General features: G+C 68.2%; 17 protein-coding genes. 14 read left to right on the top strand and 3 right to left on the bottom strand.

Annotation, left to right across the window (positions count from 1 at the left end; genetic code table 11):
• Positions 1-65 precede the first annotated feature (65 nt).
• The 8 genes from AB4120_RS24210 (at position 66) to AB4120_RS24175 (ending at position 9187) form a co-directional block, all read left to right on the top strand.
• Positions 66-1643 (top strand): ABC transporter substrate-binding protein, encoded by a 1578-nt coding sequence (locus tag AB4120_RS24210; protein ID WP_441642955.1) that lies wholly within the window; start codon positions 66-68, stop codon positions 1641-1643.
• Positions 1644-1712: 69 nt separating this feature from the next.
• Positions 1713-2663: an ABC transporter permease gene (locus AB4120_RS24205; protein WP_149136151.1), complete on the top strand. Its 951-nt coding sequence runs from the start codon at positions 1713-1715 to the stop codon at positions 2661-2663.
• Positions 2664-2673: 10 nt separating this feature from the next.
• A complete protein-coding gene (locus AB4120_RS24200) occupies positions 2674-3561 on the top strand; it encodes an ABC transporter permease (RefSeq protein ID WP_144195696.1) in 888 nt (295 codons plus the stop codon).
• Between the two features lie 2 nt (positions 3562-3563).
• A complete protein-coding gene (locus tag AB4120_RS24195; RefSeq protein WP_441642951.1) occupies positions 3564-4646 on the top strand; it encodes an ABC transporter ATP-binding protein in 1083 nt (360 codons plus the stop codon).
• A gap of 43 nt (positions 4647-4689) precedes the next feature.
• Entirely contained in the window at positions 4690-5712 is a 1023-nt protein-coding gene (locus AB4120_RS24190) for an ABC transporter ATP-binding protein (RefSeq protein WP_149136153.1), read from the top strand.
• A gap of 37 nt (positions 5713-5749) precedes the next feature.
• Positions 5750-6940 (top strand): amidase, encoded by a 1191-nt coding sequence (locus AB4120_RS24185; protein WP_149136154.1) that lies wholly within the window; start codon positions 5750-5752, stop codon positions 6938-6940.
• A 33-nt stretch (positions 6941-6973) separates the two neighbouring features.
• Positions 6974-7387 (top strand): DUF3830 family protein, encoded by a 414-nt coding sequence (locus AB4120_RS24180; protein WP_149136155.1) that lies wholly within the window; start codon positions 6974-6976, stop codon positions 7385-7387.
• Positions 7388-7543: 156 nt separating this feature from the next.
• Entirely contained in the window at positions 7544-9187 is a 1644-nt protein-coding gene (locus AB4120_RS24175) for a rhomboid family intramembrane serine protease (RefSeq protein WP_441642950.1), read from the top strand.
• Positions 9188-9235: 48 nt separating this feature from the next.
• Here AB4120_RS24175 and AB4120_RS24170 read toward each other — a convergent pair whose 3' ends face one another.
• Together AB4120_RS24170 and AB4120_RS24165 are read right to left on the bottom strand one after the other, a co-directional pair.
• Positions 9236-12346, bottom strand: coding sequence for an efflux RND transporter permease subunit (locus tag AB4120_RS24170; RefSeq protein ID WP_149136157.1), 3111 nt, complete (start codon positions 12344-12346; stop codon positions 9236-9238).
• A 3-nt stretch (positions 12347-12349) separates the two neighbouring features.
• Positions 12350-13513, bottom strand: a complete 1164-nt coding sequence (locus AB4120_RS24165) for an efflux RND transporter periplasmic adaptor subunit (protein WP_262389617.1) — start codon at positions 13511-13513, stop codon at positions 12350-12352.
• Between the two features lie 406 nt (positions 13514-13919).
• Between AB4120_RS24165 and hpnD the strand changes: the two genes are divergently transcribed.
• Positions 13920-14756: a presqualene diphosphate synthase HpnD gene (hpnD, locus tag AB4120_RS24160; RefSeq protein ID WP_441642949.1), complete on the top strand. Its 837-nt coding sequence runs from the start codon at positions 13920-13922 to the stop codon at positions 14754-14756.
• Between the two features lie 29 nt (positions 14757-14785).
• Positions 14786-16048: a Zn-dependent hydrolase gene (locus AB4120_RS24155; RefSeq protein ID WP_441642948.1), complete on the top strand. Its 1263-nt coding sequence runs from the start codon at positions 14786-14788 to the stop codon at positions 16046-16048.
• 15 nt (positions 16049-16063) lie between these two features.
• Here AB4120_RS24155 and AB4120_RS24150 read toward each other — a convergent pair whose 3' ends face one another.
• On the bottom strand, positions 16064-16384 hold the full coding sequence (locus AB4120_RS24150; protein ID WP_262389618.1) for a hypothetical protein: 321 nt from the start codon (positions 16382-16384) through the stop codon (positions 16064-16066).
• A 330-nt stretch (positions 16385-16714) separates the two neighbouring features.
• On the opposite strand from AB4120_RS24150, the gene ompR reads away from it, so the two are divergent.
• The 4 genes from ompR (at position 16715) to AB4120_RS24130 (ending at position 21137) form a co-directional block, all read left to right on the top strand.
• The gene (gene ompR / locus AB4120_RS24145; protein ID WP_006576352.1) at positions 16715-17437 is read left to right on the top strand and encodes an osmolarity response regulator transcription factor OmpR; all 723 of its coding nucleotides are present in this window, start codon (positions 16715-16717) and stop codon (positions 17435-17437) included.
• Positions 17438-17462: 25 nt separating this feature from the next.
• The gene (locus AB4120_RS24140) at positions 17463-18812 is read left to right on the top strand and encodes an ATP-binding protein (RefSeq protein WP_149136161.1); all 1350 of its coding nucleotides are present in this window, start codon (positions 17463-17465) and stop codon (positions 18810-18812) included.
• 158 nt (positions 18813-18970) lie between these two features.
• Entirely contained in the window at positions 18971-20269 is a 1299-nt protein-coding gene (locus AB4120_RS24135) for an MFS transporter (protein WP_149136162.1), read from the top strand.
• Between the two features lie 319 nt (positions 20270-20588).
• On the top strand, positions 20589-21137 hold the full coding sequence (locus tag AB4120_RS24130; RefSeq protein WP_092292963.1) for a peroxiredoxin: 549 nt from the start codon (positions 20589-20591) through the stop codon (positions 21135-21137).
• Positions 21138-21155: the final 18 nt, after the last annotated feature.

Here is a 21155-nt window from a genome sequence, read left to right as displayed (position 1 = left end):
CCCACGCGAAAGGTTTCTCCGCCGCAGTCCTGGCCCTCTCGCTGCTCGCCCTGCCCGGCGCCGCCATGGCCGAGAAGACGCTGCGCATCGGCATGACCGCTGCCGACATCCCGCGCACGCTCGGCCAGCCCGACCAGGGCTTCGAGGGCAACCGCTTCACCGGCATCCCGATGTACGACGCCCTGACGCAATGGGACCTCTCCAAGAGCAACGGCCCCAGCCTGCTGATTCCCGACCTCGCCACCGAGTGGAAGGTGGACGCCGCCGACAAGACCAAGTGGACCTTCAAGCTGCGCCCCGGGGTGAAATTCCACGACGGCTCCGCCTTCAACGCCGACGCCGTGGTCTGGAACGTCAACAAGGTGCTCGACAAGACCGCCAAGCAGTTCGATGCGAGCCAGGTGGGCGTGACCGCCTCGCGCATGCCCACGCTGCGCAGCGCGAAGAAGATCGACGACCTGACCGTGGAACTGGTCACGTCCGAGCCGGACTCGTTCCTGCCGTACAACATCTCCAACCTGTTCATGGCCTCGCCCACGCAGTGGGAGAAGAAGTTCGCCGCCGTGCCGGCCTCGGTGACCGATGCGGCCGAGCGCAGCAAGCAGGCCTGGGTGGCCTTTGCCGCCGACGCCTCCGGCACCGGCCCGTTCAAGATGACCCGCTTCGTCCCGCGCGAGCGCCTGGAGCTGGCCAAGAACGCCAGCTACTGGGACAGCAAGCGCGTGCCCAAGATCGACAAGGTGGTGATGGTGCCGATGCCCGAGGCCAACGCCCGCACGGCCGCGCTGCTGTCGGGCCAGGTCGACTGGATCGAGGCCCCCGCGCCTGACGCCATCGCCCAGATCAAGAGCCGCGGCTTCGAGGTCTACGCCAACGCCCAGCCGCACATGTGGCCGTGGCAGCTCTCCTTCGCGCCGAATTCGCCGTGGCTGGACAAGCGCGTGCGCCAGGCCGCCAACCTCTGTGTGAACCGCGCGGGCCTGAAGACGCTGCTGGGCGGCTACATGGCCGAAGCCAAGGGCATCGTGGAAGCCGGCAACCCGTGGTGGGGCAACCCCAAGTTCGACATCAAGTACGACGCCAACGCCGCCCGCAAGCTGATGGCCGAAGCCGGCTACTCGGCCGCCAAGCCGCTCAAGGTGAAGGTGCAGGTGTCGGCGTCCGGCTCGGGCCAGATGCAGCCGCTGCCGATGAACGAGTACGTGCAGCAGAACCTGAAGGAGTGCTTCTTCGACGTGGACTTCGACGTCGTGGAGTGGAACACCCTGTTCACCAACTGGCGCATCGGCGCCAAGGACGCCAGCGCGCACGGCGCCAACGCCATCAACGTCAGCTTCGCGGCGATGGACCCGTTCTTCGCCATGGTCCGCTTCGTCAGCACCAAGACCCAGCCGCCGGTCTCGAACAACTGGGGCTTCTTCGGCAATGCGGAGTTCGACAAGCTGATCGAGAACGCCCGCACCTCATTCGACGAGAAGTCCCGGGACGCCGCGCTGGCCAAGCTGCACGCGCGCATCGTGGAAGAGTCGCCGTTCGTGCTGATCGCCCATGACGTGGGCCCGCGCGCCATCTCGAAGAAGGTCAAGGGCGTGGTGCAGCCGCAGAGCTGGTTTATCGATATTGCGACGATGTCGATGGACTGACGCTTGCCGTGCCCCCTCTCCCGCCGCCGGGAGAGGGGCGTTTCACCCCACACTAGCCGGCCACAGACCATGACTTACCTGCTTCGCCGCATTCTCTATGCGCTGCCTATCCTGCTTGGGGTTGCCCTGCTCTGCTTCTCGCTGGTCCACATCGCCCCCGGGGACCCGCTGGTCTCGGTGCTGCCGCCCGATGCCTCCGAAGACCTGCGCCGCCAGCTGACCGCGCTGTACGGCTTCGACAAACCGTTCCTCGAACAATTTCTGCACTGGCTGACCCGCGCGCTCCATGGCGACCTGGGCACCTCCATCGCCACCAACCGGCCGGTGATGAGCGAGGTGTCCACCGCCGTGATCAATTCGATCCGGCTGGCCACCGTGGCCACGCTGATCGGCTTCACGTTCGGCTGCCTGTTCGGCTTCGTGGCGGGCTACCTGCGCGATTCCATCGCCGACCGTACCGCCTCGTTCCTGTCCGTGCTCGGCGTCAGCATTCCGCACTACTGGCTCGGCATGGTGCTGGTCATCGCCTTCTCGGTGCTGCTCGGCTGGCTGCCCGCCACTGGCGCCGGCCCGGGCGGCTCGGGCGACTGGGCGTGGGACTGGGAGCACTTCCAGTACATGCTGCTGCCGGCCATCACCATGTCGGTGATCCCGATGGGCATCGTCGCCCGCACGATCCGGGCGCTGGTGGCCGAGATCCTGTCCAACGAGTTCATCGTCGGCCTGCGCGCCCGGGGCCTGTCGGACGTGGCCGTGTTCCGCCACGTGGTCAAGAACGTGGCGCCAACCGCGCTGTCCGTGATGGGCCTCCAGCTCGGCTACCTGCTCGGCGGGTCGATCCTGATCGAAACCGTGTTCTCGTGGCCCGGCACCGGCTTCCTGCTGAACTCGGCCATCTTCCAGCGCGACTTCCCGCTGCTGCAGGGCACGATCCTCGTGCTGGCCGTGTTCTTCGTCCTGCTCAACCTGCTGGTGGACGCGCTGCAGACGCTGTTCGACCCCCGCATCCAGCGTAATTAAGGAGGCCCCCATGCAGATCGCACTGAACAAGGCCGTGGCGCCGCTGCCCGTGGCGCGCTCGCCCGGCTACTGGGCCACCGTGGGCCGCCGCCTGCTGCGCAACAAGCTGGCGATGGCCGCCGCGCTGATCCTGATCGCCCTGGTGGTGATGGCGATCTTCGCCCCGGCGCTGATGCCGGCAGACCCGTACGCGTCCTCCATCCTCAAGCGGCTCAAGCCGATCGGCACCGCAGGCTATCCGCTCGGCACCGACGAACTGGGCCGCGACCTGCTCTCGCGCCTGATGCTGGGCGGCCGGCTCTCGCTGTTCATGGGCATCACGCCCGTGCTGCTGGCATTTGTGATTGGCAGCGCACTCGGCATCGTGGCCGGCTACGCAGGCGGCTGGACCAACACCATCATCATGCGGCTCACCGACATCCTCTACGCCTTCCCGTCGGTGCTGCTGGCCATCGCGCTGTCCGGCACGCTGGGCGCCGGGGTGGGCAACGCGCTGCTGTCGCTGACCATCGTCTTCGTGCCGCAGATCGTGCGGGTGGCGGAGAGCGTGACCACGCAGGTGCGCAACCGCGAGTTTGTCGATGCGGCGCGCGCCTCGGGGGCCAGTTCGCTGACCATCGTGCGCGCCCATGTGCTGAATAACGTACTTGGACCGATCTTCGTCTATGCGACGAGCCTGATTTCGGTGTCGATGATCCTGGCTTCCGGCCTCTCCTTCCTGGGCCTCGGCGTGAAGCCGCCCGAGCCCGAGTGGGGCCTGATGCTCAACACGCTGCGCACGGCCATCTACACCCAGCCCTGGGTCGCCGCCCTGCCCGGCGCGATGATTTTCCTGACCTCGATCTCGTTCAACCTGCTGGCCGACGGCATCCGCTCGGCCATGGAAATCAAGGAATGAGCATGAGCGACCTCCTCACAGCGCCCGCGCCCGCCCACGCCCGGGACATTGGCGGCCCGGCCCAGCCGCTCGTGATCGCGCGCGATCTCGTCAAGCATTTCCCGCTCAAGTCGCCCATTCCGTTCCGCAAGGCCGGCGAGGTCCGCGCCGTGGACGGCGTCAGCTTCGACGTCCTCAAGGGCGAAACCCTCGGCGTGGTCGGCGAGTCCGGCTGCGGCAAGTCCACCACCGCGCGGCTGCTGATGCAGCTCACCGCCCACGACAGCGGCGAACTGATTTTCGACGCCCAGGGTGTGGGCTCGCCCCAGTTGCCGATGAAGGCGTTCCGCAGCCAGGTGCAGATGGTGTTCCAGGACAGCTACTCGTCGCTGAACCCGCGCCTGACCATCGAGGAATCCATCGCTTTCACGCCGCGCGTGCACGGTGTGTCCGCGCGGGAGGCCACCGAGCGGGCGCGCTACCTGCTGGAACGCGTGGGACTGGAGCCGGCGCGCTTTGCCGGGCGCTATCCGCACGAGCTGTCCGGCGGGCAGCGCCAGCGCGTGAACATCGCCCGCGCGCTGTCGCTGCGGCCCCGGCTGGTGATCCTGGACGAAGCGGTGTCCGCGCTCGACAAATCCGTGGAAGCCCAGGTGCTCAACCTGCTGCTCGACCTCAAGGCCGAGTTCGACCTGACCTACGTCTTCATCAGCCATGACCTCAACGTCATCCGCTACCTGTGTGACCGCGTGATGGTGATGTACCTGGGCAAGGTGGTCGAGATTGGCGATACCGAGTCGATCTACGCCAATCCCTCGCACCCTTACACGCGCGCGCTGCTGGCCTCGATGCCGTCGATGGACCCGGACCACCGCACGCTGGCCGCACCGCTGGCGGGCGACCCGCCCAACCCGATCAATCCGCCGTCCGGGTGCAGCTTCCATCCGCGCTGCGCCCGCGCCGAGCCGGTGTGCGAGCGCCGCACCCCCGTGCTGGCCGACGAACTGGCCGGCCATCCCGTGTCGTGCCTGATGGCGATGCCCGACGGCGGCCATTCGCTGCCGCTGCGGCGCATGACCCCGGGCCTGCACGCGGCCACGCCTTGACGCACCTGACCCACCTGACCCACCTGACCTGCGGGAGACCCCTATGACAGCCCCCCATTCCCCTGCCGTCTCGGTCAAGGACCTCCACGTCACCTTCGCCGGCGGCGGCAAGACCATCCGCGCCGTGAACGGCGTGTCGCTCGACGTGGCCCCCGGCGAGGCCGTGGCGCTGATCGGCGAATCCGGCTCCGGCAAGAGCGTGACGCTGCGCGCGCTGATGCGCCTCCATCCGCCCCGCCGCACCCGCATCGGCGGCGAGATCCGCGTGGACGGCCAGGACGTGCTCGCGCTGGACAAGCGCGCGCTGGCCCGGCTGCGCGGCGGCACCGTCGCCATGGTGTTCCAGGAGCCGCTGCTGGCGCTGGACCCGGTGTACACGGTGGGCCAGCAGATTGTGGAGTGCATCCGGACGCACAAGAAGGTGTCCGCCGCCGAGGCGCGCGCGCTGGCGCTCAAGGCACTGGAAGCGGTGCGCATTCCCAGCCCCGAGCGGCGGCTGGCCGCCTATCCGCACGAGATGTCCGGCGGCATGCGGCAACGCGCGATGATCGCGCTGGCGCTGTCGGCCCAGCCGAAAATCCTGCTGGCCGACGAGCCGACCACGGCGCTGGACGCCACCGTGCAGATCCAGGTGTTGATCCTGCTGCGCGAGCTGCAACGCGAGCTGGGCCTCTCCATCGTCTTCGTCACGCACGACATGGGCGCGGCGGTGGAGATTGCCGACCGCGTGGCGGTGATGTACGGCGGCCGCATCGTCGAGGAAGGCCCGATCCGCACGCTGCTGCGCGAGGCCCGCCATCCGTACACGATCGCGCTGCTGCAAAGCCGCCAGCACGGCATGGATCGCGGCCAGCGGCTGCAGGCCATCGGCGGCGCCCCGCCGGACCTGGCCGCGCTGCCGCCGGGCTGCACTTTCGCGCCGCGCTGCGCGCACGCCCGCCCCGCCTGCCTGGCCGAGGTGCCGCGCAGCGTGGCACTGGGCAACGGCCACCGCGTCAGTTGCGTGCTGGTGGCCGACACCGCCGAACCCTCGAATACCGCTGCGGCCTCCTCCGCAGCCGCCTAAACTCCACCCATTTCCCGAAAGAAGGAAGCCGAACGCCATGACCCTGGCCACCCATCCCGCCCGCGCCTTCATGCCCTACCCCGACGCGCCCGTGCCCAACGCGGCCACCGGGCCGCTGCGGGGGCTGACCTTCGCCGTCAAGGACCTGTTCGACGTGGCGGGCTACCCCACCGGCGGCGGCAATCCGCATGTGCTGGCCCGCTCCGGTATCAAGAGCGTAACCGCGCCCACGGTGCAAAAGCTGCTCGATGCCGGCGCGAGGTTCATCGGCAAGTCCCACACCGACGAGCTGGCCTTCTCGATGAACGGCCAGAACGCGCACTACGGCGGCCCGATCAACGGCGGCGCGCCCGATCGCGTGACGGGCGGTTCGTCGTCCGGGTCGGCCTCGGCGGTGTCCAACAAGCTGTGCGACTTCGCGCTCGGCACGGACACCGGCGGCTCGGTGCGCGCCCCGGCCAGCCACTGCGGCCTGTTCGGCATCCGCCCCTCGCATGGCCGCATCTCGCTCCAGCACTGCATGCCGCTGTGCGAGACGCTCGATACCTGCGGCTTCTTCGCCCGAGACATCGGCACCTTCGCCCGCGTGGCGGACGTGCTGTTCGGCAAGGATGCCGATCCGCTGCCGGCCCGGCCCCGCCTGCTGCTGGCATCGGACTTGTTCGAATTGCCGACGCCCGAAGCCCGCGCCGCGCTGGCGCCCACGGTGGCGCGCATCGAGGCCGTGCTGGGCCGTGCCACCCCGGTGGACGTGGCCGACCGCCCGCTGTCCGACCTGTACTGGGCCTTCCGCTACGTGCAGGGCTGGGAAGCCTGGCAGGCCGATGGCGCGCTGATCGAGAACTACGGCCTGCATATGGGCCCGGACGTGGCCGCGCGCTTCGTGTTCAGCAAGGGGGTCACCGAAGCCCAGTTCGAGCAGTCGAGCGCCGTGCGCCGCGAGTTCACCGCCCACCTGGGCCGCCTGCTCGGCCATGACGGCGTGCTGGTGCTGCCGACCATGCCGGACATCGCCCCGCTGCGCACCGCCGCCGGCGAGACGCTGGAGGACTACCGCACCGCCGCCGCCCACACGCTGTGCCTGACGCCGCTGTCCGGCTTCCCGCAACTGAGCCTGCCGCTCTCCGGCCGCGCCGGCGCGCCGCTCGGCATCTCCCTGCTCGGCCCGAAGGGCAGCGACCGCAGCCTGATCGCCGTGGCGGAGACGCTGATGACGGCGCTGGTCTGACCCGGCCCCATCGACCCTTCTATATATATAGCTATGCCCCGACTCCGCATTACCGCCGCCGGCCAGACCTTCCTGGCCAATACCCACCCGGACGCCCCCGAGACCGTTGCCGCCTTCCTGAAGCTGCTGCCCTACCGCCAGAAGCTGATCCACGTGCGCTGGAGCGGCGAAGGCTGCTGGATTCCGCTCGGCGAATTCAAGCTGGGCGTCGGCTTCGAGAACCACACCAGCCACCCGTCCGTGGGCGACATCCTGTTCTACCCGGGTGGCTACAGCGAGACCGAGATCATCCTGGCCTACGGCAGCTGCTGTTTCGCCAGCAAGATGGGCCAGTTGGCCGGCAACCATTTCCTGACCATCGTCGAGGGGCGGGAGAACCTCCGCGCGCTCGGCACCAAGGTGCTCTGGGAGGGCGCGCAGGACGTGCTGTTCGAGCTGGCGGACTAGGACGCAGACAAGGTCCGCAGACTAGGGCCGCAACCCTCCCGACGGGGGAGATGCTTCCCGATGGACGACCGCATATCGTCGCGTGACGCGCGCCGTGGCCCTGCCGCACCGGGGCCAGCGAGATGACGCGATGACATCGTCTTGTCGGGAAGAATCATGCAGACATCGCAATTCATGCGCGCGCCGGCCATCGGCTCGCGCCGCAGCGGCGCGTTCCATGTGCGCCGATTCGGGTCCGCGCTGCTTGTGCGCGCGTTGCTCTGGCTCTGCTTCGGCGGGCTGGGGGCGCTGCTCCTGCTCTTCTCGCGCGGCAAGCCCAGCCCGATCGTCCTCGGCGCCGGCTTCTTCGGCCTGCTGATCCTGTTCGAATGGTCCTGGGGCCGGCACGCGCCGCTGCGCAAGCCGCTGCTGACGGTGGATGCCGTCGGCATCGGCTCCACGGCCTTCCCGCGCCGTCGCCCGCACCTGCGCTGGGCCGAGATTGCCGCCGTGGCGGTGCGCAACCTGCGCGGCGGTCCCGTGATCGAGGTCTTTCCCAAGCCCGTGCCGGGCGCCCGGCGGCGGACCCCGGCATCGTTCACGATCCGGCTGGCCCTGATGCGCGAGGCAGACCAGCAGCTTGCCCAGGCACTGGTCACCCATCACATGCGTACGGCCGGCGTCACGGTCAACAACGCGCTGGCTGCCGAGCAAGCCTTCCGGGCCGAGATGCAGGCGCTGCCACACACCTGGGGCCTCTACGCGCTGATCGCCCTCAACGTGGCGATCTGGCTGTTCACGCTCACGCGCGGCGCCACGCCCGATACCACGGCACCCGCCCGGTTGGTCGAATGGGGCGGCAACCTCGCCGTGCTGGTCCAGGAGGGCCAGTGGTGGCGGCTGCTGACGGCCACCTTCCTGCACAGCAGCCTCAAGCACATCGGCGCCAACATGCTGGTGCTGTTCGTGCTCGGCAAGCATGTGGAGCGGTTCTACGGCACGCGCGGCTTCCTGCTGATCTATCTCGGCGCGGGGCTGGTGGGCAGCGCCCTGAGCCTGCATTTCGGGGCGCAGACGGCGGTGTCGGTCGGGGCGTCGGGCGCCGTGTTCGGCGTGGGCGGCGCGCTGCTGGCCGGGGTGCTGCGCCATCGCCGGCTGCTGCCCGAGGGCATCCATCGGCAATTGACGACCGATGCGGCAGTCATGATCGGCTACTCGCTGGTGCAGGGCTTCCTGTCGACCCGGGTGGACAACGCCGCGCACGTGGGCGGCCTGATCGGCGGCGCGCTGATCGGGCTGTGCCTGCCGGTGCGGCTGGACCCCACCAGCTACGCCCGCAAGCTGCCGCGCGGCATGGCCATGGCGGCAGCGGTCGCAGCCGTGCTGGTGGTGGGCACCGCCGCATTGGCGCCGCGCGCCCCCCAGTCCATGCGCGACGGCCTGGCCGCCAGCCGCCAGATCGAGCGCGCCCAACAGACCTTCATGGCCGCCTTCCGGGACATGCAGGCTGACAATGAGGCGATCAAGGCAGGCCGGATGACCGCGCAGCAAGCGGACGACCGCAGCCGCGCGGTGCACGCCCCGGCGCTCGATCAGGCCGTATCGGAACTGGTCCGCATCACCCTGCCGCCGGGCGACCCGCGTGCGCCACTGGTGCAGGACATGACGCTGCTGGCCGACCTGCTGCGCGAAATGGCCCGCATGCCGTCGGTGAAGGACCCCCGCACCGGCAAACCCGTGGCCGCCGATCCCCGCCGCGCGGCCCAGATCGCGGCGGACATCGTGCGACTGACCGCCCAAATGAAAAAGCGCCAGCGGTAGCCGGCGCTCTTTCCTCTTCCCCGGGGGTCACCCCGCCTTACCCGGGGATCACCCTGCCATCACCCCGCCGCCGCCCTCGGGCGGCTTCACGCGGAACCATGCCGCGTACAGCGCCGGCAGGAACAGCAGCGTCAGCACCGTGGCGATGATCAGCCCGCCCATGATGGCAGCCGCCATCGGCCCCCAGAAGGTGGAGCGCGAGAGCGGGATCATCGCCAGCACCGCCGCCGCGGCGGTCAGGATGATCGGCCGGAAACGGCGCACCGCCGACTCGACGATGGCCTGCCACGGCGGCACCCCGGCGCTGATGTCCTGCTCGATCTGGTCCACCAGGATCACCGAGTTGCGGATGATCATGCCCAGCAGCGCCGTGATGCCGAGCTGGGCGACAAACCCCATCGGCGCGCGCAACAGCAACAGCGTGGCGGCAGCGCCGATCAGCCCGAGCGGGCCGGTCAGGAACACCATCACCGAACGCGAGAAGCTGTGCAGTTGCAGCATCAGCAGCGTGAAGATCAGGAAGATGCACAGCGGCAGCTGCGCGGCGATGGACGCCCCCGCCTTGCCGCTTTCCTCCTGGGCCCCGGCCACGGTGATCAGGTAGCCCGGCGGCAGTTCCGCGCGCAGCTTGTTGAGCTGCGGGTCGATCTGCGCGGTCACGGTCGGGCCCTGGATGCCATCCACCACATCAGCCTGCACGGTGATGCCGAAGTCGCGGTTCTCGCGCCAGATCACGCCCGGCTCGGACTTCAGCGTCACGCGCGCCACCTGCGTCAGCGGCACCGCGCGGCCGGTGTTGGTCGGCACCAGCACGTTGGCCATGTCGGACATCGCATCGCGCTCGTTCTTCGGCGTGCGCATGATGATGTCGATCAGCTTGTCGGCGTCGCGGTACTGGCCCACCGGCACGCCGGTCAGCACGGCCTGCGTGGCGCGCGCGATGGCGTTGGTGGTCACGCCCAGCGCGCGCGCCTTGTCCTGGTCGATCTCCAGGCGCAGCATCTTGACGTTCTCGTTCCAGTTGTCGTTCACGCCCACCGTGTTGGGGTTGGCGGCCATGATCGCGCGGACCTGATCGGCGATCCTGCGCACGCCGGCGGCGTCTGGCCCGATCACGCGGAACTGCACCGGGTACGCCACGGGCGGCCCGTTCGGCAGCAGCTTCACGCGGCCGCGCAGCTGCGGGAACTGGGTGGCCAGCACCTCGATCACGCGCTTGCGCAGCGCGTCGCGCGCCTCCACGCTGACCGGCATCACAATCACCTGCGCCACGTTGCTCTGCGGGAAGATCTGGTCCAGCGGCAGGTAGAAGCGCGGCGCGCCGGTGCCGACGAAGGTGGTCAGGCTGTCCACGGCCTTGTCGCGCCGCATGGCGGTCTCGAAGCGCTTGGCCTCGGCCTCCATCTGCGCGAAGCTGGTGCCCTCGGGCATCCACAGCTCCACCATCAGCTCGGGCCGGCTCGAATCCGGGAAGAACTGCTTCTCGACGAACTTGAACGCCCACAAGCCCAGCGCGAAGCTGACCAGCGTGACGGCGATCACGGTCTTGCGCCACGTCACGCACCAGTTCACCAGATGCCGGAAGCGCGCGTAGAACGGCGTGTCGAACACCTCGTGATGGCCGCCGTCGCTGGCGCGGGTCTTGAGCAGCAGGTAGCCGAGGTAGGGCGTGAAGTACACCGCCGCCAGCCACGACAGCACCAGCGCCAGCGCCGTCACGGCAAAGATCGCGAAGGTGTACTCGCCCACGGTGGACTTGGCCAGCCCCACCGGCAGGAAGCCGGCCGCCGTGATCAGCGTGCCGGTCAGCATCGGCATGGCCGTGGAGGTGTAGGCGAAGGTGGCTGCCTCCATCTTGGAGAAGCCTTCCTCCAGCTTGCGCACCATCATCTCCACGGCGATGATCGCGTCGTCCACCAGCAGCCCGAGCGCCACGATCAGCGCCCCGAGCGAGATCTTGTGCAGGCCGATGCCGAAGATGTTCATGAACAGGAACGTCACGGCCAGCACGAGCGGGATGGTCAGCGCCACCACCAGCCCGGGGCGCACGTCGATCCGCAGCGGCCTGGTATGCAGCCCCAGCGCGATGAAGCTGACTGCCAGCACGATCACCACGGCCTCGATCAGCACGTGCACGAACTCGCCCACCGAGCGCTTGACCGCTTGTGGCTGATCCTGCACCTGATCCATCTCGATACCCATCGGCAACTGGCCGCGCAGGCCATCGGTCACGCGGCGCAGTTCCTGGCCCAGCGCGATGATGTCCCCGCCCTTCTCCATCGAGATACCGAGCCCGATCACATCCTTGCCGTTGAAGCGCATGCGGCTGGCGGGCGGGTCGATATAGCCGCGATAGACGTGGGCGATGTCACCCAGCCGGATGTTGGCGATGCCGTTGGGGCCGCGCAGCACCAGGTTCTCCAGATCCTGCACATCGCCAAGCTGGCCGGTCACGCGGACCTGGAGGTTATCGGCCGGCGTGATCAAAACGCCACTTCCCGTGGGGTTGTTCTGCTCCGCGATCTGGTTGGCGATGGCGTTGATGTCGAGCCCAAGCTGCGCGAAGCGCGTCTGGTTGAACTCGATATAGAGCTTCTCGTCCTGCAGCCCGAGCAGCGTGACCTTGGCCACGGCTGGCACGCGCAGCAGCGCCTGGCGCACGAGGTCGGCGTACTCGCGCAACTCCTTGTAGTTGAAGCCATCTGCCGAGAGCGCGTAGATCGAGCCGTAGACATCGCCGAATTCATCGTTGAAATACGGGCCGCGCACGCCCTGCGGCAGGGTCTGGGCGATGTCCCCGATCTTCTTGCGCACGGTGTACCAGATCTGTGCGGTGTCCTTGGCCGGCGAGTTATCGGCCAGTTGAAAGATCACCGTGGTCTCGCCCGGCTTGGAGAAGCTGCGGATCTTGTCGGCGTACGGCACTTCCTGCAGCTGCCGCTCGATCTTGTCGGTCACCTGCACCGCGATCTGCTCGGCCGTGGCGCCGGGCCAGTAGGCCTGCACCACCATCACGCGGAAGGTGAAGGGAGGGTCTTCGTCCTGACCCAGCTGGAAGAAGGCCAGCAGGCCGCCGATCAGCAGCACCACCAGCAGGTAGCGGGTCAGCGGCTGGTGCTCGAGCGCCCAGCGCGACAGGTTGAAGCGCGAATGTTCCATCGGTCAGCCCTTGCTGCCGGCGGCGGCGCCCGGGTTGGACGCCGGCTTGGCCGACTGGGCCGGCTGGGCAGACGTGGCGTTCTGCATCGGCTTGACCTTCTGGCCCGGCTGCAACAGGTGCACGCCGGCCGTGACGATGGTCTGGCCCGGCGCCAGCCCCTGGCGCACCTCGATCTCATTGCCCTGTGGGTCACCCAGCGTCACCGGCACCGGCTTGACCGTGCCCGTGCCCCCGCTGGCCGCACCCTGGTAGATCCACACCTGATTAGTGCCGCGGTCCTGCAGCAGCGCGGTCAGCGGGATGCGGATGGCGGCGGACTCGCCGGTGCGGGTGAAGGTGACCACGGCGGTCATGCCGAAGCGCAGGTCGGCGGGCGGGTTGGGCACGCTGACGCGGGTCGGGTAGGTGCGGGTGACCGGATCGGCGGCGCCGGAAATCTCGCGCACGCGGCCCGGCAGCGGGCGGTCCGGCTCGGCCCAGGTGCGCACGGTGACGTCGGAGATGTCGCGCAGCATATCCACCTGATCCTCGGGCAGGCCGATGGCGACCTCCTTCTCGGCGATCTGCGCCACGCGGATCACCGACTGGCCCGCCGTAACCACCTGACCGACCTCGGCATCGACGGCCGTCACCACGCCGTCCGCATCGGCGGCGAGCACGGCGTAGCCGGTCTGGTTGCTCTGGTTGCGGAGGTTGGCCTGGGCCTGCTCCAGCCGCGAGGCGGCGGAATCGTAGGTGGCCTGGCGCCGGCTTAGCTCGGCGGCACTGATGAAGTTCTTGGCCGCCAGGTCCCGGTAGCGTTTCAGGTCGGAGTCGGCGAGATCGCGGTCGGTCTTGGCGGCATCGAACTGGGCGCGCGCCGAAGCCTCGGCCAGCGCCAGGTCGGTCGGGTCGAGGCGGGCCAGCGGCTGGCCCTTCCTGACGTTCGCGCCCACGTCCACCAGACGGGCCGAGATCTTGCCGGGCACCCGGAAGCCCAGGCGCGACTCCACGCGCGGCCGCACCTCGCCCGAGAACTCGAATGCGGTCTTCCCGGCACCCGAATGCAGTTGCAGCAGCCGCACGGGTCGCACGGCCTCCACCGGCTCCGCCTTCTTCCCACAGCCGGACAGCCCGGCCAGGAGCGCCAGCGTCGCCACGGTCACCATGGCGACCATGGCGACCATGGCGACCATGGCGACCCTCGGCGTCCGGCGGGCCCGGGCGGGCATCGGGGAAACATCAACGTCGGCGGCCGCAACATCCGGCCTGGCATAAGGCACTGGCATGGGTTAAGCGTCTTGAGTCGGTGGAACGTCGGAACAAACTGGAGACTGCGGGGAGCAGCCAATGGGGAAAGCGTCTCGCGGCGGACAACGCTGCGGTGCCTGCCGGGGAATAAATAACTGGCCGGTCAGTAATATAGCGAGCGGCCCCGAGTGCGTCAAACGCCGGGCGACGAAGGGGCCAAAACTCGGTGCGAATGGTGAGCCCCGGCGCTGGCCCCGGTTGGGCCGATGTTACAATTTGGCGCTTTCGCGGACCTGCCCCGGTTCGTATCGCCCCACCAGACAGTATTCATAAGAGATTGGCGTGACGCCCGATCAGTATTGCCAGGACAAGGCCGCCCCGGGCGGCTCCCTCCCCTATTACAGCTTCCTGTTCCTCCCGCCCGAACGCCGCCGCGCCATCACGGCGCTGCACGCCTTTCGTCGCGAGGTGGAGGCCATCATCGACGAGAGCCACGATGCCGGCGTGGCCCACCAGCGGCTGGACTGGTGGCGCGGTGAACTGCGCCGCCTCTATGACGGTCAGCCGTCACATCCGGTCACGCAGGCCCTGCAGCCCCATATTGCGCCGGGCGGCCTGCCGCAATCCGAATTTTCTGAGGTGCTGGACGGCCTGGAGATGGATCTGACCCAGACCCGCTTCCTGGACGAAGCCGGTTTGAAACGCTACTGTCAGTGCGCCGGCGGTGCCATGGGCGTGCTGTCGGCCCGGGCGCTGGGGTTTTCCGATCCGCGCACGCTGGACTTCGCGCGCCAGCTGGGCCTGTCGATGCAACGCGCGACCATCGTCCGCGACGTGGGCGAGGATGCCCGCCAGGGCCGCATCTACCTGCCGGTGGATACGCTCCAGCGCCACGAGGTGCCGGCCGCCGACATCCTGCAGGCCCGCCACTCCGAGCGTTTCGTGGCCCTGATGGGCGAGCAGGCCGAAGTGGCCCGCACGCTCTACCGCGAGGCGCTGGCCCTGCTGCCGCGCCAGGACCGCCGCGCCCAGCGCGCCACGCTGGTCATGGCGGCCCTCTCCCATGCCCAGCTCGACGAGATCGAGGCCAGCCAGTTCCAGGTGCTGACGCAGCGCATCGCGCTGACGCCGATGCGCATGCTCTGGATCGCCTGGAAGACCTGGCTGCGCAACCGCTGAACCCCATCGAACCGAATCCGAACCGAACCATGACTACCGCACTTGCCTCGCTCGGCCAATCCATCCTCGACCGCGCCGCCGCGCTCGCCGCCCACTCCGACATGGAGGACGGGCTGACCTGCGCGTTCCTCACGCCGGCGCATCGCCGGGCGCAGGCGCAGCTGGTGCAGTGGATGGAGGCCGCCGGCATGGCGGTGCGCGTGGACGCCATCGGCAATGTGATTGGGCGGTATGCGGCCGACCCGGCCGTGGCCGCGCCGAAGGTGCTGATGACCGGCTCCCACTTCGACACCGTGCGCAACGGCGGGCGGTATGACGGGCGGCTCGGCATCCTGCTGCCGATTGCGGTGGTGGGCGCGCTCAACGCGGCGGGTATCCGGCTGCCGTATCACTTCGAGATCGTCGGCTTCGCCGAGGAGGAAGGGCTGCGCTTCAAGACCAGCTTCCTGGCCAGCAGCGTGCTGGCGGGCCGCTTCGACCCGGCCCTGCTGGACCGCGCGGACCCGGACGGCGTGACCATGCGTGAGGCGCTGGCTCAGTCCGGCCTGCCCGGCGCCGGCAGCCTGGACGCCCTGCGCGCCGCGGCGGTCGATCCGGCCACGCTGGCGGGGTTCGTCGAAGTGCATATCGAGCAGGGCCCGGTGCTGCTGAACCGCGACCTGGCGCTCGGCATCGTCACCCAGATCGCGGGCAGCAGCCGCTTCCAGGTGCGCGTGGAGGGGCTGGCCAGCCATGCCGGCACCACGCCGATGGACATGCGGCGCGATGCCGCCGCCGGCGCCGCCGAGATGATCCTGCTGGTGGAGTCGCGCTGCGCGCAGGTGCCGACGCTGGTCGGCACGGTGGGCCAGCTCCAGGTGCCGAACGGCTCCAGCAACGTGATTCCGGCCGCATGCGTGTTCTCGATGGACATCCGCGCCGGCGAGGACGGCATCCGCGAAGCCGCCATCACCGATATCGTGATGGGAATCGAGCGGATCGCGGCGCGCCGTGGCCTGACCGCCACCGTCGAGCGGGTCACGCCGGTCAACAACGCGCCGTGCGCGCGCTGGCTGATGGATCAGTTCGGCGCGGTACTGCGCAAGCGCGGGCTGGAGGCCTTCGAGCTGCCGTCCGGCGCCGGCCATGACGCAATGATGATGCAACGCATGACCGACGTGGCGATGCTGTTCGTGCGCTGCGGCAATGGCGGTATCAGCCACAACCCGCTGGAAACCATCACCGTGGAAGATGCCCAGCTGGCGGCCGAGGTATTCGTGGATTTCCTGCGACATTTCCGGCCGCAGGCTTAATGGGAGGGAGGGCGGTCAGCCGCCGCCCTCGTACATCTCGCGGCCGAGGTCCTGGAGGTTCTTGCGCAGTGTCTTGCGCTCGTCGGGCGAAAGCTTGGGATGTCCGCCCGGCGGCCCCTGGCGGCCGGCGCGGTCGGCCATGTCGCGCTCCGTGCGGTACTTTTCGGCGCGGGTGCGGGCCTCGCGCTGGTCCAGGCGCTCCCCGCCGCCCGGCTTGCCCGGCACGGCGGGGGTGGGCGCACCGCCGCTGGCGTGGCCCGGCTGGCCAGGGCGAAGCAGTTGCGCCATGCCCGCCGACTGCGCCTGCGCAAGCGCCGGCAGCAGTACGATGAGCATGGCCACGCCGGCATGGCAAGCCGCCCGCGCGCACGCCGTGCGTTGCAGGGTATGTCCGTGCCGGTTTTGCTTCACTTTCATTGGATAATGGCGATCTTGACAGTGGTCGCACATCCGCTTGGAGGACGACGCAGGCATATGCCAACGCCTTCGTCAGAGAGATGGGACGCCCCTTGGTCACCGTGAATTCCCGTCGCGCCAAATCGGCGTCGGGATACGGTTTGCGGAGTGTAAATGCACAAAAGATGCACGCCGCCATACCACAGGGTAAAGTATGTAACGTTTTGTTAAGCCATTTTGAGCGAAAGCGTAAGTCGCTAAGATACCGCCATGGAAAATACCAGCCACAAGATTCTCGTCGTGGACGACGACCCGCGCCTGCGCGACCTGCTGCGCCGCTACCTTGGCGAGCAGGGGTTCACGGTGCTGGTGGCGGAAAACGCCACCGCCATGAACAAGCTCTGGCTGCGCGAGCGGTTTGACCTGCTGGTGCTGGACCTGATGATGCCGGGCGAGGATGGCCTGTCCATCTGCCGCCGCCTGCGCGGCGCCAACGACCAGACCCCGATCATCATGCTGACCGCCAAGGGCGAGGACGTGGACCGCATCGTCGGCCTGGAAATGGGCGCCGATGACTACCTGCCCAAGCCGTTCAACCCGCGCGAGCTGATCGCGCGCATTCACGCCGTGCTGCGCCGCAAGGGCCCCGCCGAAGTGCCGGGCGCCCCGTCCGAGACGCCCGAGACCTTCGCCTTCGGCGATTTCGTGCTGAACCTGGCCACCCGCACGCTGACCAAGAACGACGAGGAAATCACGCTCACCACGGGCGAGTTCTCCGTGCTCAAGGTGTTCGCGCGGCATCCGCGCCAGCCGCTCTCGCGCGAGAAGCTCATGGAAATGGCCCGCGGCCGCGAATACGAAGTATTCGACCGCAGCCTGGACGTGCAGATCTCCCGCCTGCGCAAGCTCATCGAACCGGACCCGGGCAACCCCCGCTTCATCCAGACGGTCTGGGGCCTGGGCTACGTCTTCATTCCCGATGGCGTGAAGTAGTCCCGGTTCGTCCGCAGTCAGCATCGTGGCGACCGCTCTCGGCCGTACCGCAACGCGGTTCTTTGGTTCGCTGTTCTGGCGCACCTTCATGCTGATCGCCCTCTTGCTGGCGATCTCGCTGGGGATCTGGTTCCAGAGCTACCGGCTCTTCGAACGCGCGCCGCGCGCCCAGCAGATCGCCATGCAGGTGGTCAGCGTGGTCAAGCTCACGCGCGCGGCCCTGCTCTACTCCGACCCGGCGCGGCGGCGGTTCCTGCTGCTCGACCTGGTGCAGAACGAGGGCATCAAGGTCTATCCGCGCGAGAAGGACGACGACTTCGCCGCGCCCACCGCCAACCCCTTCCTGACCCAGCTGGTGCAGCAGGAGATTCGCGGGCGGCTGGGCGAGGACACCGTGCTCGCCACCACCGTCAACGACATTCCGGGCGTGTGGGTCAGCTTCGAGATCGAGGGGGACGACTACTGGGTCGCCATCAGCCCGGAGCGCTTCGAGCGCGTGCCGGGCATACAGTGGCTGTGGTGGAGTATCGCCGCGCTGCTGCTGTCGATCATCGGCGCGGCCTTCATCACGGCGCGCGTGAACTACCCGCTCAAGCGGCTGGCCAACGCGGCGCGCCAGATCGGCACGGGCGGCGATCCGCCGCCGCTGCGCGAGCATGGCGCCAGCGAGGTGGCCCAGGCCAACCGCAGCTTCAACCAGATGGTGCGCGACCTGCGCCAGCTCGACGACGACCGCGTGGTCATGCTGGCCGGCATCTCCCACGACCTGCGCACCCCGCTCACCCGGCTGCGGCTCGAGACCGAGATGTCGCCGGTGGACAACATCACGCGCGACGCCATGATCGCCGACATCGAGCAGATGGACGCCATCATCGGCCAGTTCCTCAACTACGCCCGCCCCGGCCAGGAAATGGTGGAGCCGGTGGATCTCTCCGCGCTGGTGCAGGACGCCGTGGGCGTCTATGCCGCGCACGACGATGTGCGCGTGCACGTGCGCGCCAACGGCCCGGTCATGGCGGTGGCCAACCGCATGGAGATCCAGCGCATCCTGGACAACCTGGTGGAGAACGCGCGCCGCTACGCCAAGGACGAGGAAAGCGGCATGGCCGAAGTGGAGATCTCCACGCGGCTCGATGACAAGGATGCCGTGCTGACCGTGGCGGACAACGGCCCCGGCGTGCCCGACGCGCAGCTCTCGCTGCTGACGCGGCCGTTCTACCGGCTCGACAGCGCCCGCAGCGAGGCCAAGGGCGCGGGGCTGGGCATGTCCATCGTCAACCGCATCCTCCAGCGCAACGGCGGGCGGCTGGTGCTGGCCAATCGGCCGCCGCCCAAGACCGGGCTGGTGGTGCGCGCCTGCTTCCGGCGCGCATGATGGGGCACTCCCCGCCCCGGCTGACAGGTTTTCGACAGCATTTGATAGCAGATTGAAAGGCAGTTGACAGGGCATTGACAGCCCGGCGGCGCACACTGGCGGCCATTGCGATCCCACAACATGTCGCCGGCCGCACCGGCGCTGACCGAGAGACAGCCATGTCCAGCACCGCCTCCGCGCCGGCTTCCCAGCACAGCGCCCGTACCGTGTTCCGCGTCGTCAGCGGCAACTTCCTCGAAATGTACGATTTCATGGTGTACGGCTTCTACGCCGCCGCCATCGCCCGTACGTTCTTCCCCAGCGGCAACGAATTCGCCTCGCTGATGCTCTCGCTGGCCACCTTCGGCGCCGGCTTCCTGATGCGTCCGCTCGGCGCCATCATTCTCGGCGCTTACATCGACCACCACGGCCGCCGCAAGGGCCTGATTCTCACGCTGATCCTGATGGCGATGGGCACGCTGCTGATTGCGCTGGTGCCCGGCTACGCGTCGATCGGCGTGGCCGCGCCGCTGCTGGTGCTGGCGGGCCGTCTGCTGCAGGGGTTCTCGGCCGGCGTGGAACTGGGCGGGGTATCGGTCTACCTGGCCGAGATCGCCAAGCCGGGCCAGAAAGGCTTCTACGTGGCGTGGCAGTCGGCCAGCCAGCAGGTGGCGGTGATCTTCGCCGGGCTGCTGGGCGTGATCCTGCACGCCACGCTGGCGCCGGCACAGATGGACAGCTGGGGCTGGCGCGTGCCGTTCCTGGTCGGCTGCCTGATCGTGCCGTTCCTGTTCATGATCCGGCGCTCGCTGGAGGAAACCGAAGCCTTCCGCACCCGCAAGCACCAGCCGACCATGCGCGAGATCTACCGCTCGATGCTCGACAACTGGGGCATCATCCTCGCCGGCTGCATGATGGTGGTGATGACCACGGTGTCGTTCTACATGATCACCGCCTACACGCCGACCTTCGGCAAGACCGTGCTCAAGCTTGGCGACGTGGACAACCTCGTCGTGACGATGTGCGTGGGGCTTTCCAACTTCATCTGGCTGCCCCTGATGGGCGCCGTCTCCGACCGCGTGGGGCGCAAGCCGCTGCTGGTGATCTTCACGATCGCCACCCTGCTCACCGCCTACCCGGCCGTGTCCTGGCTGGTGGCCGAGCCCTCCTTCGGCCACCTGCTGATGGTGGAACTGTGGCTCTCGTTCCTGTACGGCAGCTACAACGGCGCGATGGTGGTCACGCTGGCCGAGGTGATGCCGCCGGCGGTGCGCACGGCGGGCTTCTCGCTGGCCTACAGCCTGGCCACGGCGCTGTTCGGCGGCTTCACGCCGGCCATCTCCACCTACCTGATCCACGAAACCGGCAACAAGGCCGCGCCGGGCCTGTGGCTGACGTTCGCCGCCGCCTGCGGGCTGGTGGCCACGCTGGTCATCTTCCGCACGCGCCGCCTGCAGGGCGCCCTGCGCACCGCCTGATACGTATACGTACCGCCTGATACGTACCGCCTGATACTCGCCGGACCGAGCGCCGCCACAAGATGAAATTTTTGTGGCGGCTTTCGTCATGTGCGTCCGCACATGGCATACTCGCCGTTCGTCCTTGGCGCGCGCTGTGCAGGGAAAGGCCGGTGCCTATCGGTCTCTTTGAGACAATCAATTGGCCCTGTGCGTATCGGACAGGTCATAATCTGGCCTTGTTGCGATGCCGTATCGTGGAGGTCTCCAGCCTTGTGCTGCCCCACCCCGCCCGGCGTGTCGCGTGCGTTACTCTGTTCAACCGTATCAGGAGAAGTTGATGAAGACCGTTGGTGACAAGATCGAATCGTTCCAAATCGTTGGCGTGAAGCCGGGTTTCAACAACCACGAAGAGAATGGCCAGTCGGCTTTCGAAGACATCACCGAGAAGTCGTTCGAAGGCAAGTGGAAGATCATCTACTTCTACCCGAAGGACTTCACCTTCGTCTGCCCGACCGAAATCGTGGCCTTCGCCAAGCTGAACGACGACTTCGCCGATCGCGACGCGATCGTGCTGGGCGGCTCGACCGACAACGAGTTCGTGAAGCTGGCATGGCGCCGTGAACACAAGGACCTGAACAAGCTGAACCAGTGGCAATTCGCCGACGTGACCGGCTCGCTGGTGGACCAGCTGGGCGTGCGTGACAAGGCTGCCGGCGTGGCCCTGCGCGCCACGTTCATCGTCGATCCGGACAACGTGATCCAACACGTGTCGGTGAACAACCTGAACGTCGGCCGTAGCCCGGACGAAGTCCTGCGTATTCTGGACGGTCTGCAAACGGACGAGCTGTGCCCGTGCAACCGCGCTGTCGGCGGCGCCACGCTGTAATTTGTTTGACCTGCCAAC

It is taken from the genome of Cupriavidus sp. 2KB_3 (genome assembly GCF_052115685.1).
In the GTDB taxonomy this organism is placed as follows: Bacteria; Pseudomonadota; Gammaproteobacteria; order Burkholderiales; family Burkholderiaceae; genus Cupriavidus; species Cupriavidus campinensis.
This window is presented reverse-complemented; position numbering and strand designations above follow the sequence as displayed.